This is a genomic window from Robertmurraya massiliosenegalensis JC6, from assembly GCF_000311725.1.
Classification (GTDB): domain Bacteria; phylum Bacillota; class Bacilli; order Bacillales; family Cytobacillaceae; genus Robertmurraya; species Robertmurraya massiliosenegalensis.
Genome location: NZ_HE978512.1, coordinates 417,827 through 434,123, shown reverse-complemented (window position 1 = coordinate 434,123; position 16,297 = coordinate 417,827). Strand labels below are relative to the sequence as shown.

The following is a 16,297-nucleotide window of genomic DNA, read 5'->3' as shown; positions in this document are numbered from 1 at the left end:
AACAAAGATGAGATTCCAATTATCCGAAGAACATGAAATGATTCGTAAAATGGTCAGAGACTTCGCCATCAATGAAGTGGCTCCAACTGCGGCAGAACGAGATGAAGAAGAGCACTTTGACCGAGAAATATTCAAGCAAATGGCAGAACTCGGACTAACAGGAATTCCGTGGCCAGAAGAGTACGGTGGAATTGGCAGTGATTATTTAGCGTATTGTATCGCAGTTGAAGAACTGTCACGTGTTGATGCATCCATTGGTGTTACCCTTTCTGCTCACACTTCATTAGCTGGATGGCCACTCTATAAATTCGGCAGTGAGGAACAAAAGCAAAAGTACTTACGTCCAATGGCGCTTGGCGAAAAGATGGGTGCCTACGGATTGACTGAGCCGGGAAGTGGTTCAGATGCAGGTGGGATGAGGACGACAGCTCGTCTTGAAGGCGACCACTATGTCTTAAATGGCTCAAAAATTTTTATTACTAATGGTGGTGAAGCAGATATTTATGTCGTCTTTGCCTTAACCGATCCAGCCCAGAAAACAAGAGGAACGACAGCATTTATTATTGAAAAAGACTTCCCTGGCTTTTCGGTTGGGAAGAAGGAGAAAAAGCTTGGGATTCGTTCCTCGCCAACGACGGAAATTATTTTTGAAGACTGTCATGTGCCTGTAGAAAATGTATTAGGTCAAGTTGGAGAAGGTTTTAAAATTGCGATGATGACTTTAGACGGTGGTCGTAACGGAATTGCGGCGCAAGCAGTTGGGATTGCACAAGGGGCATTAGATGCGGCGACCGACTATGCGAAGGAACGTCATCAATTTGGCAAACCGATTGCTGCTAATCAAGGAATCGGCTTTAAGCTCGCTGATATGGCAACCAATATTGAAGCAGCTCGTCTATTAACCTATCAAGCAGCGTGGTTGGAATCAGAAGGCCTTCCATACGGAAAAGAATCGGCTATGTCAAAGCTATTTGCTGGTGACACGGCGATGAAGGTAACAACGGAGGCGGTGCAAGTCTTCGGTGGCTACGGTTATACAAAGGACTACCCAGTTGAGCGCTTTATGCGTGATGCAAAAATCACGCAAATCTATGAAGGAACACAAGAAATTCAAAGGCTCGTCATTTCGAGAATGATTACCAAGTAATAGGACCCCTATGGACAAGGAGGTTGGGAAAAGCGATGAAAAAGCGTGAAGTTCATGCTTCTGTAAAAGATGAGCGGCTTGTCATGAAACGGAGAAATCAAATGATAAAAGGAGCTGTCACGCTTTTTAAAGAAAAGGGATTCCACCGAACAACCACGAGAGAAATAGCGAAGGCAGCTGGCTTTAGCATCGGGACGTTATATGAATACATTCGTTCGAAGGAAGATGTCCTGTATTTAGTATGTGACAGCATTTATGATGAGGTGCACAACCGCCTCCAAAAAGACATTGACACGAAAAGGGGGACGCTCGAAAGTCTTAAACTTGGCATGGGCCAATACTTTAGAGTGGTCGATGACTTACAAGATGAGGTGCTCGTCATGTATCAGGAGGCTAAATCCCTTTCCAAGGATGCCCTTCCGTATGTGCTTAGGAAGGAAGCGGAGATGGCACTCATCATTGAGGATATTATTAATCGTTGCGTAGAAAATGGGGAGCTTGACTTAACTCGTGATGAAGTGAAACTCATGTCCCATAACATCGTCGTACTTGGACAAATGTGGGCATTTCGCCGTTGGAATATTCAAAAGAAGTACTCGTTAGAGGAGTATATCGATATTCAAATAAAGCTTATTTTTGAAGGGATTAAGAAAAAAGAAGTCCCAACGAAGTGAACGAGGAGGGAGAAATATGAGTACGCACACTAATTATCGGCCGAAAAATCATATTCGCTTTGTGTCTGCGTCGAGTTTGTTTGATGGGCATGATGCCTCCATTAATATTATGCGCCGCATTCTTCAGGCAAGCGGGGCAGAAGTGATTCATCTTGGGCACAACCGTTCTGTCGAGGAAGTGGTCAATGCGGCCATTCAAGAGGATGTTCAAGGGATCGCGATGTCTTCCTATCAAGGTGGGCATGTGGAATATTTTAAATATATGTATGACCTGTTAAAAGAAAAAGGAGCATCACACATCCGTATTTATGGTGGCGGTGGTGGAGTCATCATCCCTCGCGAAATTAAAGAGCTGCATGACTACGGAATCGCACGGATTTTTTCACCAGATGATGGACGAAAGCTTGGTCTGCAAGGGATGATCGATTTGATGCTGGAAGAATGCGATTTTCCAACCGTTTCAGCAAATGTCTCGGACTATCTCACCAAAGTGTCAGAAGGAGACGTCCTTGCTACAGCGAAGCTCATCACATTAGCGGAGCATCAAACCCATGAAGTCGCGACGGCAACTGAAACCGTATTAGAACAAATTAAATCCATGAAAAAACAAGCGCCTGTCCTCGGGATTACCGGAACGGGTGGTGCGGGGAAAAGTTCTTTAACCGATGAATTAATTCGCCGCTTTATTAACGAAATTCCTGAAAAAAAGATCGCCATTTTGTCGGTTGATCCAACAAAGCAGAAAACTGGTGGGGCACTACTAGGTGACCGTATTCGCATGAATGCCATTTTCTCGCCGCGGGTGTATATGCGCAGCTTAGCAACAAGGAACTCGAAATCAGAACTGTCCCTTGCGATTAAAGATGCGATCGACGTTGTGAAGGCTGCGGGCTATGATTTAATCGTCGTTGAAACAAGCGGGATTGGGCAAGGAGATGCTGAAATCACTGATATATGTGATATTTCCATGTATGTAATGACGAGTGAGTTTGGCGCCCCTTCACAGTTGGAAAAAATCGATATGATCGATTATGCCGACTTAATTGTCATCAATAAATTTGAGCGCAAGGGCTCAGAGGATGCCTTAAAACAAGTGCAAAAACAGTACCAACGAAGCCATATGCTTTTCGAAAAAGAGTTAGAGGATATGCCGGTTTATGGAACGATTGCCAGTCAATTTAATGATCCAGGGACAAACGCTTTATTCGCCGCTTTAATTGAAACGATCAATGGCAAAATGAGTACAAACTGGAGCACTTCCTTGAGCAAGAAAGCAAAAGTGGAAAAGCAAAACATTATCATTCCGAATGATCGTCGCTACTACTTAAGAGAGATTTCCGATACGGTACGCAAATACCACAAAAGAGCAGAAGAACAGGTCGAGTTGGCAAGAAAACTTTTCCAATTAGAAGGGGCAATGGAAGCGTTGCAAGAAAGGGATGGAAATGATCAAGCATTTACGGCTCTTCAACGTATCAAAGAAGAAGTTGAAAGCAAGCTTACATCTGAATCAAAGAACATCCTCGAAAATTGGGAAGCAACAAAGGCAAAATATGCAGGCGATCAATTTGTGATAAGAATTCGTGATAAAGAGATCATCACTGTTTTAAAAACAAAGAGTTTGTCTGGGCTTGATATCCCAAAAGTAGCATTGCCGAAATACAAGGATTATGGCGAGATTATTAAGTGGGTGTACAAAGAAAATGTTCCTGGCAGCTTTCCTTATACAGCAGGCGTTTTTCCATTTAAACGAGAGGGCGAGGATCCGAAGCGTCAGTTTGCTGGAGAGGGAACTCCTGAACGAACGAATCGCCGCTTTCATTACTTATCAAAGGATGATGCAGCAAAACGCTTGAGCACCGCCTTTGATTCGGTCACCTTATACGGAGAAGATCCAGATTATCGTCCAGATATTTACGGTAAAGTTGGCGAAAGTGGAGTCAGTGTTTGTACACTTGATGATATGAAAAAGCTTTACCAAGGCTTTGACCTTTGTCATCCTTCGACCTCTGTTTCGATGACCATTAATGGTCCAGCGCCGATTATTTTAGCAATGTTCATGAATACGGCCATCCATCAGCAAGTAGAGAAGAAGGAACAAGAACTTGGTCGCTCTTTAACTGTACAAGAGTTTGAAGAAGTGAAAGCAGGAACTTTACAAACCGTACGCGGTACCGTTCAGGCTGATATTTTAAAAGAGGATCAAGGACAAAATACGTGTATCTTTTCCACAGAATTCGCTCTAAGAATGATGGGCGATATCCAGCAATATTTTATTGACGAAAAAGTACGTAATTATTATTCTGTGTCGATTTCTGGTTATCATATTGCAGAAGCAGGAGCAAATCCAATTTCCCAGCTCGCATTTACACTTGCCAATGGTCTTACCTATGTGGAGTACTACTTGAGTAGGGGGATGCATATAGATGACTTTGCACCAAACCTGTCGTTCTTCTTCTCGAACGGTTTAGACCCAGAGTATACGGTCATTGGACGAGTGGCTCGAAGGATTTGGGCAACGGTGATGAAAAATAAGTATGGGGCTAACGAGCGTAGTCAAAAGTTGAAGTATCATGTCCAAACTTCAGGCCGTTCTCTTCATGCTCAGGAAATTGATTTCAATGATATTCGTACAACGCTGCAGGCGCTTATGGCGCTGCATGATAATTGTAATTCTCTTCATACGAATGCATACGATGAGGCGATTACAACACCAACAGAAGAATCGGTCCGACGAGCGATGGCCATTCAAATGATTATTACGAAAGAGCATGGCTTAACGAAAAATGAGAATCCGCTACAAGGAGCTTTTATTGTTGAAGAGTTAACCGACTTGGTCGAAGAAGCGGTACTACAAGAATTTGAACGCATGGATGACCGGGGTGGCGTGTTAGGAGCAATGGAAACGCAATATCAACGAGGGAAAATACAAGAAGAGTCGATGTATTATGAAATGAAAAAACATACAGGGGAGCTTCCAATCATTGGTGTAAACACCTATTTGAATCCAAATCCGCCTTCAGAAGAGGAAATGGATAATATGGAATTAGCTCGTGCCTCTAAAGAGGAAAAGGAATTACAGATCCGCAATCTCCAAGCGTTCCAGAAGCGAAACGAAGACAAAGCTGGCGTTGCTTTAGCACGTTTAAAAGAAGTGGCTATCAGCGGAGGCAATATTTTTGCTGAGTTGATGGAAACGGTCAAAGTAGCGAGTCTGGGACAAATTACCCGAGCCCTATATGATGTGGGAGGACAATATCGCAGAAATATGTAAGCATATTAGACCAGAGAAATCACGTTCTCTGGTCTGAATTTTGCTCATCTTAAGGCTACTCCATGAGAATCAGGGCTTCCTTAATGATATTTTAACAAAAGAATATTTATCGAATTCTCACATTATCAATGAATTTACATTATAATCTAGGTAGTATGCATAATGGGATGTGAGCGACATTGAGAAGGCCGATTTTTGTTTTAATGATTTTTGGAGTCCTCCTTTTGACTCTTGTATTTTTATATGAACGGTCGTTGGGATCTATTTCTTTCTTCCTATTTGCGATCTTTTTTTTCACGCTTGCCTTTGATCAGTTATCCCATCCGTCTAAGAAAAAACGGAAACAAAAAATAAAGCAAAAATCACGTTAAATGAGCATGTTCACCAAATTTTAGAAAAAAGTAACAGATTGTCTAACTGAAACTAGCATAAAGGGCATTATTTTGTTTATAATGGAGAATATGCAATCAGAGCGTGCTAATAGAAGGTTTCACAGTCATTGTAACTGATCATGCTCTAGGTCTATAGTGTTTTTAGATGGTGAAAGGATGTGCGAATATTGAGTCTTAAACAATTCTCAAAAGAACAATTGCAAGAAATGCCATTAATCGATATGGCATATGAACTTTTAGTTAATCAGAAGCAACCGGCTTCATTTAAAGAAATTATGGATGAAATCACAGCGACTCTAGGTCTCACCGAAGAAGAAGTACGTACAAAAATTGCTCAATTCTATACAGATTTAAATATTGATGGTCGTTTTCTTTCTTTAGGAGACAACCGCTGGGGTCTAAGAACTTGGTATCCAGTTGATCAATCAGAGGAAGAAGTCATTACACCAACAAAGCCGAAGAAGAAAAAGGCGAAGAAAGTGGTCGACGAGGATCTAGATTTTGATGATGAAGATGAAGACGATATCGATTACGATGACATCCTAGCTGATGATGACGATGATGAAGCTCTTTTAGATATTGACGAAGACGATGAAGATATTGATGATGACTTTGAGGAAGATGACGAAGACGAGGATCTTCTAACTGATGATGACGAAGATGACGACTTTGATGATCTGGATGAAGATCTTGATGAGGAAGAAGACGAGGATTTATAATCTTGACTTTTTTATGAGAGGCTTGTAGAATCATTTTTGGGCTCCTTAAAAAAGGAACAGTATCGTTATATGATTTACGCTCCCCTTGCAAATTTTGTAAGTGGGGCGTTTTTATTTTATCTAAAGCTCTTTTCTCAATCATGTAGTTTAATTCAATTTTTTTAAGGGAGACTCTTTTATTTACATAGAAGAGTCTCACAAGCTTTATGTAGAGCTAGTCTATGCTAAGAAGTTGATCAATTTTTGCTAAAGATAGATAAGAAAAATCATGATTGAGAAAACTAGTGGATAAAGATACGTTGGATTTATAGTCCACTGATCTTTTCAGGAGGCTTTTGTATAGATATCTATTACCCCTGATTTAGGCAATCAGACATCGTAATAATTTACAAGCGTAAAAGATGAGGTTTTGTTTTAAGGAAAACGGGGCAATTTCAAGTTAGGTATGATGAACTTATATACATCTGTTTTTTACCGATTTTTTCGTTTGTGAATGAATAAAAAAATTAAACTTTTAGGGGGAAAACATTCATGACAAAATATATTTTTGTTACTGGTGGAGTAGTTTCTTCATTAGGGAAAGGGATTACTGCTGCTTCACTAGGAAGATTGTTGAAAAATCGTGGACTAAGTGTAACGATTCAAAAATTCGATCCATACATAAACGTGGATCCTGGTACGATGAGTCCGTATCAACATGGTGAGGTTTTTGTAACAGATGATGGTGCTGAAACGGATTTAGACCTTGGTCATTATGAGCGTTTTGTAGACATCAACGTGACAAAGTTTAGCAATGTAACAACAGGAAAAATCTACTCAACCGTTCTTCAAAAAGAGCGTCGTGGAGATTATTTAGGTGGAACCGTACAGGTTATTCCACATATCACCAATGAAATTAAAGATAAAGTCTTTCGTGCTGGTCAAGAAACAAATGTAGATGTCGTGATTACAGAGATTGGTGGAACGGTTGGCGATATCGAATCCTTGCCATTTTTAGAAGCAATCCGTCAAATTAAGAGCGATGTTGGTCGCGACAATGTCATGTATATTCACTGTACATTAGTGCCTTATATTAAAGCAGCTGGGGAATTGAAAACAAAACCTACTCAGCACAGTGTGAAAGAGTTAAGAAGTTTAGGGATTCAGCCAAACATCATCGTTGTCCGCACAGAAATGCCGATTGCTGATGATATGAAGGACAAAATTGCTTTATTCTGTGATATTGATCCAAAGGCAGTGATTGAATGTCGGGATGCGAACACACTATATTCGATTCCGCTAACACTTCAAGATCAGCAAATGGACCAAATCGTCCTCGATCATTTGAAAATTCAAGCCCCAGATGCAGAAATGACCGAATGGAAGGCATTAGTAGATAAAGTCCTTAACCTGTCGAAAACAACGAAAATTGCGCTTGTCGGAAAATATGTTGAGCTACAAGATGCATACATTTCTGTTGTCGAAGCGTTAAAGCATGCAGGTTATGCATTTGATGCAGACATTGATATTAAGTGGATTAATTCAGAAGAAGTGAATGAAAGCAATGTGCAAGAACTTCTTCAAGGTGTAGATGGAATTCTTGTTCCAGGTGGATTTGGAGATCGTGGAATTGAAGGGAAAATTCTTGCGACACAATTTGCTCGTGAAAATAAGGTGCCATTCTTAGGTATTTGTTTAGGTATGCAGCTAGCGTCCGTCGAGTATGCTCGTAATGTTCTAGGCTATGCCGATGCACATTCAGCTGAAATCGCTCCAAATACGACCCATCCAATTATTGATTTGCTTCCTGAGCAAAAGGATATCGAAGATTTAGGCGGAACGCTTCGTCTAGGTTTATACCCATGTAAGCTAACAGAAGGGTCAAAAGCCTTTGAAGCATACGCAGATGAAGTGATTTATGAGCGTCACCGTCATCGCTATGAGTTCAATAATCAATTCCGTCAAGAAATGGAAAAGGCTGGTTTCATCTTCTCTGGAACAAGTCCAGATGGACGTTTAGTGGAAATTATTGAGTTGGCAGACCATCCTTGGTTCGTCGCTTGTCAATTCCACCCTGAATTCACATCAAGACCAAACCGTCCACAACCATTATTTAGAGACTTTGTCGAAGCTTCGATGAAGGTAAATAACTAACAATATTGAAAGTGGCGTGCACAGTTTAGCACGCCATTTTTGTATGGTTTGGGATGTGGATATACATTCGGACAGGATGGAAATCTTGCGGAAAAACGTGAATAACGATAAATAGCAGAACGAGATCCTATTTCGAGCTCCTCTGCTATCATATTTTTTCACACCCATTCCATCTTAGTAATCTGCCAATATCTCCCGCAATGTAAACGCCAATCCATAGTACACAAATAAGGCTGCCATTGAAGCGGGGTAACCAAAACGACTACCGTCTTCATCCGGGAGGAGCGCTCGCTTTAAGCCTAAATTAATATGAACGTCAGCGAGTTCTGCAAGAGTGGCCTCACCGTCACTGATATGAGTTGAAACAGCAACAAATGGAATCATCCGTCCCGCTAACCACTTTGCTGCGCAAACTGCTTCTTCATCATCGGAATAAGTAGAAAAAAGGATCACCCGATCCGCAACCGTGATATTTTCCTCATTTCCGTCCCAACGCTTGGCATTTTGCAAGGGCTCTTTACTATCGAAGGCTTCTGCTAAGACGGCTGCCATTTCTTGCTTGCCATATAAATAAATAAGTCCGTCACCGACAGCCGCTTGTGCAAGCAGTCTGGCACCATCCTCAAAAGAAAATTCCTCTTTTTCATGTATTCGATTAAACAACCCCGTTAATTGGGTAGAAAACATTTTTAACATAATAAAACCTCCTCATCACGATTATAATAAAGCTTTTTAGAAAAAGGCAAAATAATGATTTATTATGCAGGAATCTGTAAAGGAAAAATAGAATTTAATCTAGGGGAAGGATTATCAACATTTTCCATCAATCGTCTGGCAAAAATAATAGAAAAAATTTGCCCACTTCTTATAGGTTTCTTTCTCTTACATCTAGGGAAAAGAGCTAAACATAGAATGTCTTTCAGGATGGTTCTAAACAATTGGGGAAAAAGAATGTAACTGAACTATTTTTTATTTTTCTATAATATTGGTTTTTCTTCATTTGGGGACCATGCTGAAATTCATATACATACAGTTTTTTTGCAACAGCATCAAAGTAGATTCTAAATTGAGGAAGAGGTGGTTTAATGAAGGGGAAAATACTAATTGTTGATGATCAGTTTGGCATCCGTATTCTGTTAAACGAGGTACTACAAAAAGAGGGATATGAGACCCATCAAGCGGCGAATGGGGTACAAGCTTTAGATATTGTCACCAACAATTGTCCAGATTTAGTGCTGCTAGATATGAAAATTCCAGGAATGGATGGTATTGAAATTTTAAAGAGAATGAAATTGATTAATCAAGACATTCGTGTCATTATCATGACAGCATATGGGGAATTGGATATGATTCAAGAGGCGAAAAATTTAGGAGCTCTTGCCCATTTTGCAAAGCCATTTGATATTGATGATATACGAGAAGCAGTAAAAAAATATATTGCATTACCGGAAGCGTAACCCTTTTATATGAGAACGTGCTTGTGATAGGGGTTCACCGTTTCAAGTGCCGCAAAAGACAACGTTTTCAAGTGTTCTGACGGTTTTTTTTCTATTACATATTTTGAACTTTGTCCACAATCTCAATAGCTTTTCCTTTTTATCTTTGGTAGAATGTTTTACAGGATCATTCTTCACAAGGCTCAGAATATAAAGTACATAACTGTGAATGATAAAGGGAAAACTTTTAAAGTAATTCGGCCATTGGGAGACTAGATCATGTAAAAGGAGGAAGAAAAATGCCTTTAGTTTCAATGAAGGAAATGCTTATTCAAGCAAAAGAGGGCGGCTATGCTGTCGGCCAATTTAATCTTAATAACTTAGAGTTTACTCAAGCTATTTTGCAAGCTGCTGAGGAAGAAAAGTCACCAGTTATTCTTGGTGTTTCTGAAGGAGCAGGTCGTTATATGGGAGGCTTTAAAACTGTTGTTAAAATGGTTGAAGGTCTTTTAGAAGATTACAAAATTACTGTTCCAGTGGCGATCCATTTAGACCATGGATCAAGCTTTGATAAATGTAAAGAAGCAATTGATGCTGGCTTTACTTCTGTAATGATTGATGCTTCTCACCATCCATTTGAAGAAAATGTAGCAACAACTAAGAAAGTGGTTGAATACGCTCATTCAAAAGGTGTATCAGTTGAAGCTGAATTAGGTACTGTCGGTGGACAAGAGGATGATGTCGTAGCAGAAGGCGTTATCTATGCTGATCCACAAGAATGTGTAGAGCTTGTAAACCAAACAGGCATTGACTGTCTTGCTCCAGCTTTAGGTTCTGTTCACGGTCCTTATAAAGGCGAACCAAACCTTGGCTTCAAGGAAATGGAGGAAATCGGGAAAGCAACAGGTCTTCCTTTAGTACTTCATGGTGGTACTGGAATTCCTACAAAGGATATCCAAAAATCCGTTTCTTTAGGAACTGCCAAAATTAACGTAAATACTGAAAACCAAATCGCTTCTGCAAAAGTAGTACGTGAAGTATTAGCTGCAAAGCCAAATGAATACGATCCACGTAAATACTTAGGACCTGCACGTGATGCTATTAAAGCTACAGTTATTGGCAAAATGCGTGAATTCGGTTCTTCAGGAAAAGCGTAATCATCCATAACAAGTAGCACGAAGACATAGAAACCGCCTTTTTCCTTAAGGCGGTTTTAATTTCATTTTTCTCAAATTCTTTATTTTTACATAATTTTATTTATAAAGGGGAAATTCATAATGAAATTTTTTATCGATACTGCAAATATAGAAGAGATTAAAGAAGCATATTCACTTGGCGTCATTGCAGGTGTTACAACGAACCCATCTCTTGTAGCAAAAGAAAAAAATGTTACATTTGAAGATCGTCTTCGTGAAATTACAGCACTTGTCCCAGGCTCAGTAAGTGCAGAAGTGATTGCGCTTGATGCAGAAGGAATGATCAGTGAAGGCCGTGAATTAGCAAAAATCGCCCCAAATATTACGATTAAAGTTCCGATGACACCAGAAGGATTGAAGGCTGTATCTGTTTTTTCCAAAGAAGGAATTAAAACAAATGTGACGCTCATTTTTAGTTCCAATCAAGCATTGCTAGCAGCTCGTGCAGGAGCTTCCTATGTTTCACCATTTTTAGGCAGACTTGACGATATCGGTCACGATGGACTAGAACTTGTATCCACTATTTCTGAAATCTTCGCCATCCACAATATTGATACTGAAATTATTGCAGCATCAATTAGACATCCACAACATGTAACAGAGGCAGCATTACGAGGTGCCCATATTGCTACCATCCCATATAAGGTTATTCTGCAGCTATGTTCTCATCCTTTAACAGATAAAGGAATTGAGGCATTTTTGGCAGATTGGAACAAGCGTGAATCAAAATAATAAATTACACTGAAATTGTACATTTATGGTAAAGTGGTTAAAGGAACAACCTCTTTTTGAAACGCTGTTTTTCGTAATAGATTGTGGTTATTTGTAAAAAAACAGAGGCCGGTTTTTACCCTTATATTAGGTTTATAGCTATACATGAAGTGTGCGACGGCATTTTTCGCTCCCTAAAACAGGCATTTTGTTTCTTAATTGCTTTCCAAAAGTAACAATGTTTGCGAGAAGAGCCTTTTGAAAACACGAATGTATTTGCTAGAACATGTCAATATTGCTAAATAAGCAAGTAGATGGGTTAACCAATTCCTTTCATCATTTAGACCCATGAAGGGACTACTTACATCAAGTATAGAAGGGAGTCAGAGATGGATAAGCTCAAAATTGCAGGCGGCTACCCTTTGCAAGGGACAGTGCGGATAAGCGGTGCAAAAAATAGTGCAGTGGCTCTTATCCCTGCAACTATTTTGGCCGATTCACCTGTTACGATTGAAGGTTTGCCTGAAATTTCTGATGTCGAGTTACTCAAAAGTCTTTTAGAAGAAATTGGAGGAACTGTACAGTTTTCAAATCATGAAATGACCGTCGATCCTTCCGCCATGATTTCGATGCCTTTGCCAAATGGCAAGGTGAAAAAGCTTCGTGCATCCTATTATTTAATGGGTGCCATGCTTGGTCGATTTAAAAAAGCGGTGATCGGTTTACCAGGGGGTTGCCACTTAGGACCGAGACCGATTGATCAGCATATAAAAGGATTTGAAGCGTTAGGTGCAAGTGTTACGAACGAGCAAGGAGCGATTTATTTACGTGCAGATGAGCTCGTCGGTGCAAGAATTTACCTAGACGTGGTCAGTGTTGGCGCTACGATCAACATTATGCTTGCAGCTGTCCGTGCAAAAGGACGTACGATTATTGAAAATGCAGCGAAAGAGCCGGAAATTATTGATGTCGCTACTCTTTTAACCAATATGGGAGCGAAGATAAAAGGTGCCGGAACCGATGTCATTCGCATAGATGGAGTGGACGAGCTTCATGGTTGCAGGCATACAATCATACCTGATCGTATTGAAGCGGGAACATACTTAATTTTGGGAGCTGCAGTGGGAGATGGAATACTCATCGATAATATTATTCCACAACATTTAGAATCTCTGATTGCTAAGCTTCGCGAAATGGGCGTACCAATTGATACGCAGGATGATCAATTGTTTGTTGGGAAAGCGGATTCTTTTAAAGCGGTAGATATTAAAACCCTTGTTTACCCAGGATTTCCGACCGATCTTCAGCAACCTTTTACGTCGTTATTAACAAAGGCACAAGGGACAAGTGTTGTCACAGATACGATTTACGGAGCCCGTTTTAAGCATATTGATGAATTGCGCAGAATGAATGCCAACATCAAGGTAGAAGGACGTTCCGCCATTATCAGCGGACCCGTGCAGCTACAAGGGGCTAAGGTGAAGGCGAGTGATCTTCGTGCTGGAGCTGCTCTCGTAATTGCTGGATTGATTGCAGAGGGCGTTACAGAAATCACGGGTGTAGACCATATAGATAGAGGTTACAGCCATCTTGTTGAGAAGCTTGAAGGTTTAGGTGCGACCATTTGGAGAGAACAACTTTCAAAAGAAGAAATGGAGCAGATGAAACAAGCTTAAGAAGGTAACACTTTTTTTAGTGCGTCATAGAGTTACCAGATTTGGGGGAGGAAGACCGATGGAAAGAAGTTTATCAATGGAGCTTGTTCGCGTGACAGAGGCAGCGGCGCTGTCGTCTGCACGTTGGATGGGTAGAGGGAAAAAGGACGAAGCAGATGATGCAGCTACTACTGCAATGAGAGATGTTTTTAATACGATTCCGATGAGAGGGACGGTCGTAATTGGAGAAGGTGAAATGGATGAGGCACCGATGCTTTATATCGGTGAAAAGCTAGGGACTGGAAATGGCCCTGAAGTGGATGTGGCAGTTGATCCGTTAGAAGGAACAAATATTGTTGCTTCAGGAGGATGGAACGCCCTTGCGGTTATTGCAATCGCAGACCGTGGAAACTTACTCCATGCACCAGACATGTATATGGACAAAATTGCGGTTGGACCTGAAGCCGTTGGACAAATCGATATTAATGCTTCCGTGACGGATAATTTAAGAGCGGTTGCAAAAGCGAAAAATAAGGACATTGAGGATGTTGTGGCAACGGTGTTGAATCGTCCGCGCCATGCCAAAATCATCGAAGAGATCCGTGAAGCAGGTGCCCGTATTAAGCTCATTAATGATGGCGATGTTGCCGGTGCTTACAATACGGCGTTCAATCGTACCGGGGTAGACATTTTATTTGGTTCAGGTGGAGCCCCTGAAGGAGTGCTGGCAGCAGTGGCTTTAAAATGCCTTGGTGGAGAACTTCAAGGAAGACTGCTTCCACAGGATGATGCCGAATTAGAAAGATGCAAGAAGATGGGGATCGACGTCAACAAGGTATTACGCATGGAGGACCTTGTTAAGGGTGACGATGCCATTTTTGCTGCAACCGGAATCACAGATGGGGAATTATTAAAAGGCGTCCAATACAAGGGAGCATACGGTTCTACCCACACGCTCGTCATGAGAGCAAAATCAGGAACCATTCGATTTGTTGAGGGTCGTCATAGTCTTAAAAAGAAACCAAATTTAGTGATTAAATAAGATTTTTCTCGCGGTGGTTTTACGAAAACCCACAATCTATAGCATTAAATACTCTGGCTTGAACAATTTTTGAGCCAGAGTTCGTTTAAAAAAAGGGTTTAGAAAGTTGATGTCGAATACAATACTTTAACTCCTTCCTATACAAAGGTCCTTCCAACTTCCGTAAAATTAAAGATATTCAAACCTATTTGAAAAATTTATATTGATTAATATTTGTAAAACAGGGTAAAATAAAAATTGTTTTTTATTTTGAAAGTAAATGACTATTTTCGTATTGCTCTGACCAATGGAAATGTCAGAAAATAAGTGAATTTTTCTCTTCTAATGCTTCCTATAGCCTCAAAACGCAATCTTTCCTTATTTCTTAGAGAAGCCCTTTTTCATTAAAAATAGAGGCACAAGATTCAATCCAATTTATTAAATTTAAAGAGTGGTGTAATTATGGAATTAACAATTTCAGGTTTAGAAAATATGAAGCTAAAGGAACTCTATGAGCTTGCGAAGACGTATCGAGTATCCTATTACAGTAAACTGACAAAAAAAGAATTAATTTTTGCGATTTTAAAAGCACGTGCGGAGCAGGAAGGGTATTTCTTCATGGAGGGAGTACTTGAGATTATTCAATCTGAAGGTTTTGGTTTCCTTCGACCGATTAATTATTCTCCAAGCTCAGAAGACATTTACATTTCCGCCTCACAAATTAGAAGGTTTGACTTAAGAAACGGTGATAAAGTTTCAGGTAAAGTACGTCCTCCAAAAGAGAATGAGCGATATTTCGGTCTTCTACATGTGGAAGCAGTCAATGGCGATGACCCAGAATCAGCGAAAGAGCGCGTTCACTTTCCAGCATTAACTCCCCTTTACCCTGATAGACAAATGAAGCTTGAAACAACTCCAAAGCATATGTCTACAAGAATAATGGATTTAATTGCACCTGTTGGGTTTGGTCAACGTGGATTAATCGTAGCACCGCCAAAGGCAGGTAAGACAGTCCTTTTAAAACAAATTGCCAACAGTATTACAACGAACCATCCAGAAGCAGAATTAATCGTTCTCCTCATTGACGAACGTCCGGAAGAGGTAACCGATATTGAACGTTCTGTTGCAGGCGACGTCGTCAGCTCTACCTTTGATGAAGTTCCAGAGAACCATATTAAAGTAGCTGAGCTCGTGTTAGAAAGAGCCATGAGACTGGTTGAGCATAAAAGAGATGTCGTCATTTTGATGGATAGTATTACACGTCTAGCTCGTGCATACAATCTTGTCATCCCACCAAGTGGTCGTACTCTTTCCGGGGGGATCGATCCAGCGGCTTTCCATCGTCCGAAGCGTTTCTTTGGGGCAGCCCGTAATATTGAAGAGGGTGGAAGCTTAACGATTCTTGCTACGGCACTAGTAGATACAGGTTCACGTATGGATGATGTCATTTATGAAGAATTTAAAGGAACAGGAAACCTCGAGCTCCACCTTGATCGTGGACTTGCTGAGAGAAGAATCTTCCCAGCGATTGATATTCGTCGTTCTGGTACACGTAAAGAAGAACTTCTTATTCCGAAGGATCATCTTGATAAGCTATGGGCCATCCGTAAATCAATGACAGATAGCCCAGACTTCGTGGACAAGTTTTTACGCAAACTAAAATCAACTAAATCCAATGAAGAATTCTTTGCTAAGCTTGATGAGGAAATTAAGGCGAAAAGATCTTAATGACCGGTTCTCACGGATTTCATTAGCGCTGAAAGATTGCCCTGATAAAATTTCATTGAATCGATGCTAACACCGATAAAAATCAACATCTAGTCTGGTGTAAAAAATTTCCCATATTGCAATTCATATTTTGCGCTGTTATAATAGTTTTTGTGCGTTTAAGAATTTTAGCAGCATGGCCAAACTATGCTGTATAGATAACTCTGTCTCG

12 protein-coding genes are annotated in these 16,297 nt (G+C 40.5%); 11 read left to right on the top strand and 1 reads right to left on the bottom strand.

All coding sequences use genetic code 11. The features are described 5' to 3' along the window. The first annotated feature begins 7 nt into the window (after positions 1–7). The 5 genes from BMSHG_RS08385 to BMSHG_RS08365 all read left to right on the top strand — a co-directional run bounded on the left by BMSHG_RS08385 (position 8) and on the right by BMSHG_RS08365 (position 8,339). The gene (locus tag BMSHG_RS08385; RefSeq protein ID WP_019153997.1) at positions 8–1,147 is read left to right on the top strand and encodes an acyl-CoA dehydrogenase; all 1,140 of its coding nucleotides are present in this window, start codon (positions 8–10) and stop codon (positions 1,145–1,147) included. 35 nt (positions 1,148–1,182) lie between these two features. Beyond that, entirely contained in the window at positions 1,183–1,821 is a 639-nt protein-coding gene (locus tag BMSHG_RS08380) for a TetR/AcrR family transcriptional regulator (RefSeq protein WP_019153996.1), read from the top strand. A 16-nt stretch (positions 1,822–1,837) separates the two neighbouring features. Continuing rightward, on the top strand, positions 1,838–5,095 hold the full coding sequence (gene icmF / locus BMSHG_RS08375) for a fused isobutyryl-CoA mutase/GTPase IcmF (RefSeq protein WP_019153995.1): 3,258 nt from the start codon (positions 1,838–1,840) through the stop codon (positions 5,093–5,095). 559 nt (positions 5,096–5,654) lie between these two features. Then, positions 5,655–6,206 carry a DNA-directed RNA polymerase subunit delta gene (gene rpoE, locus BMSHG_RS08370; RefSeq protein WP_019153994.1) on the top strand — a complete coding sequence of 184 codons (552 nt, stop codon included), beginning with the start codon at positions 5,655–5,657 and terminating at the stop codon, positions 6,204–6,206. 531 nt (positions 6,207–6,737) lie between these two features. Continuing rightward, on the top strand, positions 6,738–8,339 hold the full coding sequence (locus BMSHG_RS08365) for a CTP synthase (RefSeq protein WP_019153993.1): 1,602 nt from the start codon (positions 6,738–6,740) through the stop codon (positions 8,337–8,339). 174 nt (positions 8,340–8,513) lie between these two features. On the opposite strand, the gene BMSHG_RS08360 is transcribed toward BMSHG_RS08365, so the two are convergent. Beyond that, positions 8,514–9,035, bottom strand: a complete 522-nt coding sequence (locus tag BMSHG_RS08360; protein ID WP_019153992.1) for a DUF2529 domain-containing protein — start codon at positions 9,033–9,035, stop codon at positions 8,514–8,516. 389 nt (positions 9,036–9,424) lie between these two features. On the opposite strand from BMSHG_RS08360, the gene BMSHG_RS08350 reads away from it, so the two are divergent. The 6 genes from BMSHG_RS08350 to rho all read left to right on the top strand — a co-directional run bounded on the left by BMSHG_RS08350 (position 9,425) and on the right by rho (position 16,086). Beyond that, positions 9,425–9,796, top strand: coding sequence for a response regulator (locus BMSHG_RS08350; RefSeq protein WP_019153990.1), 372 nt, complete (start codon positions 9,425–9,427; stop codon positions 9,794–9,796). A 278-nt stretch (positions 9,797–10,074) separates the two neighbouring features. Further along, positions 10,075–10,932, top strand: coding sequence for a class II fructose-bisphosphate aldolase (locus BMSHG_RS08345; protein WP_019153989.1), 858 nt, complete (start codon positions 10,075–10,077; stop codon positions 10,930–10,932). A 120-nt stretch (positions 10,933–11,052) separates the two neighbouring features. Further along, complete coding sequence (fsa, locus tag BMSHG_RS08340) at positions 11,053–11,703, top strand: fructose-6-phosphate aldolase (RefSeq protein ID WP_019153988.1); 651 nt, start codon at positions 11,053–11,055, stop codon at positions 11,701–11,703. Between the two features lie 368 nt (positions 11,704–12,071). Next, positions 12,072–13,358 (top strand): UDP-N-acetylglucosamine 1-carboxyvinyltransferase, encoded by a 1,287-nt coding sequence (locus BMSHG_RS08335; RefSeq protein WP_019153987.1) that lies wholly within the window; start codon positions 12,072–12,074, stop codon positions 13,356–13,358. Between the two features lie 58 nt (positions 13,359–13,416). Further along, a complete protein-coding gene (gene glpX / locus BMSHG_RS08330) occupies positions 13,417–14,379 on the top strand; it encodes a class II fructose-bisphosphatase (protein WP_019153986.1) in 963 nt (320 codons plus the stop codon). A gap of 441 nt (positions 14,380–14,820) precedes the next feature. Continuing rightward, on the top strand, positions 14,821–16,086 hold the full coding sequence (rho, locus tag BMSHG_RS08325) for a transcription termination factor Rho (RefSeq protein ID WP_019153985.1): 1,266 nt from the start codon (positions 14,821–14,823) through the stop codon (positions 16,084–16,086). The last annotated feature ends 211 nt before the right edge of the window (positions 16,087–16,297 follow it).

Excerpts from the sequence above, each read along its gene's own strand:
- BMSHG_RS08385 (WP_019153997.1), top strand. The coding sequence starts at position 8 with ATGAGATTCCAATTATCCGAAGAACATGAAATGATTCGTAAAATGGTC.
- BMSHG_RS08380 (WP_019153996.1), top strand. The coding sequence starts at position 1,183 with ATGAAAAAGCGTGAAGTTCATGCTTCTGTAAAAGATGAGCGGCTTGTC.
- icmF (WP_019153995.1), top strand. The coding sequence starts at position 1,838 with ATGAGTACGCACACTAATTATCGGCCGAAAAATCATATTCGCTTTGTG.
- BMSHG_RS08365 (WP_019153993.1), top strand. The coding sequence starts at position 6,738 with ATGACAAAATATATTTTTGTTACTGGTGGAGTAGTTTCTTCATTAGGG.
- BMSHG_RS08360 (WP_019153992.1), bottom strand. The coding sequence starts at position 9,035 with ATGTTAAAAATGTTTTCTACCCAATTAACGGGGTTGTTTAATCGAATA.
- BMSHG_RS08350 (WP_019153990.1), top strand. The coding sequence starts at position 9,425 with ATGAAGGGGAAAATACTAATTGTTGATGATCAGTTTGGCATCCGTATT.
- BMSHG_RS08345 (WP_019153989.1), top strand. The coding sequence starts at position 10,075 with ATGCCTTTAGTTTCAATGAAGGAAATGCTTATTCAAGCAAAAGAGGGC.
- fsa (WP_019153988.1), top strand. The coding sequence starts at position 11,053 with ATGAAATTTTTTATCGATACTGCAAATATAGAAGAGATTAAAGAAGCA.
- BMSHG_RS08335 (WP_019153987.1), top strand. The coding sequence starts at position 12,072 with ATGGATAAGCTCAAAATTGCAGGCGGCTACCCTTTGCAAGGGACAGTG.
- glpX (WP_019153986.1), top strand. The coding sequence starts at position 13,417 with ATGGAAAGAAGTTTATCAATGGAGCTTGTTCGCGTGACAGAGGCAGCG.
- rho (WP_019153985.1), top strand. The coding sequence starts at position 14,821 with ATGGAATTAACAATTTCAGGTTTAGAAAATATGAAGCTAAAGGAACTC.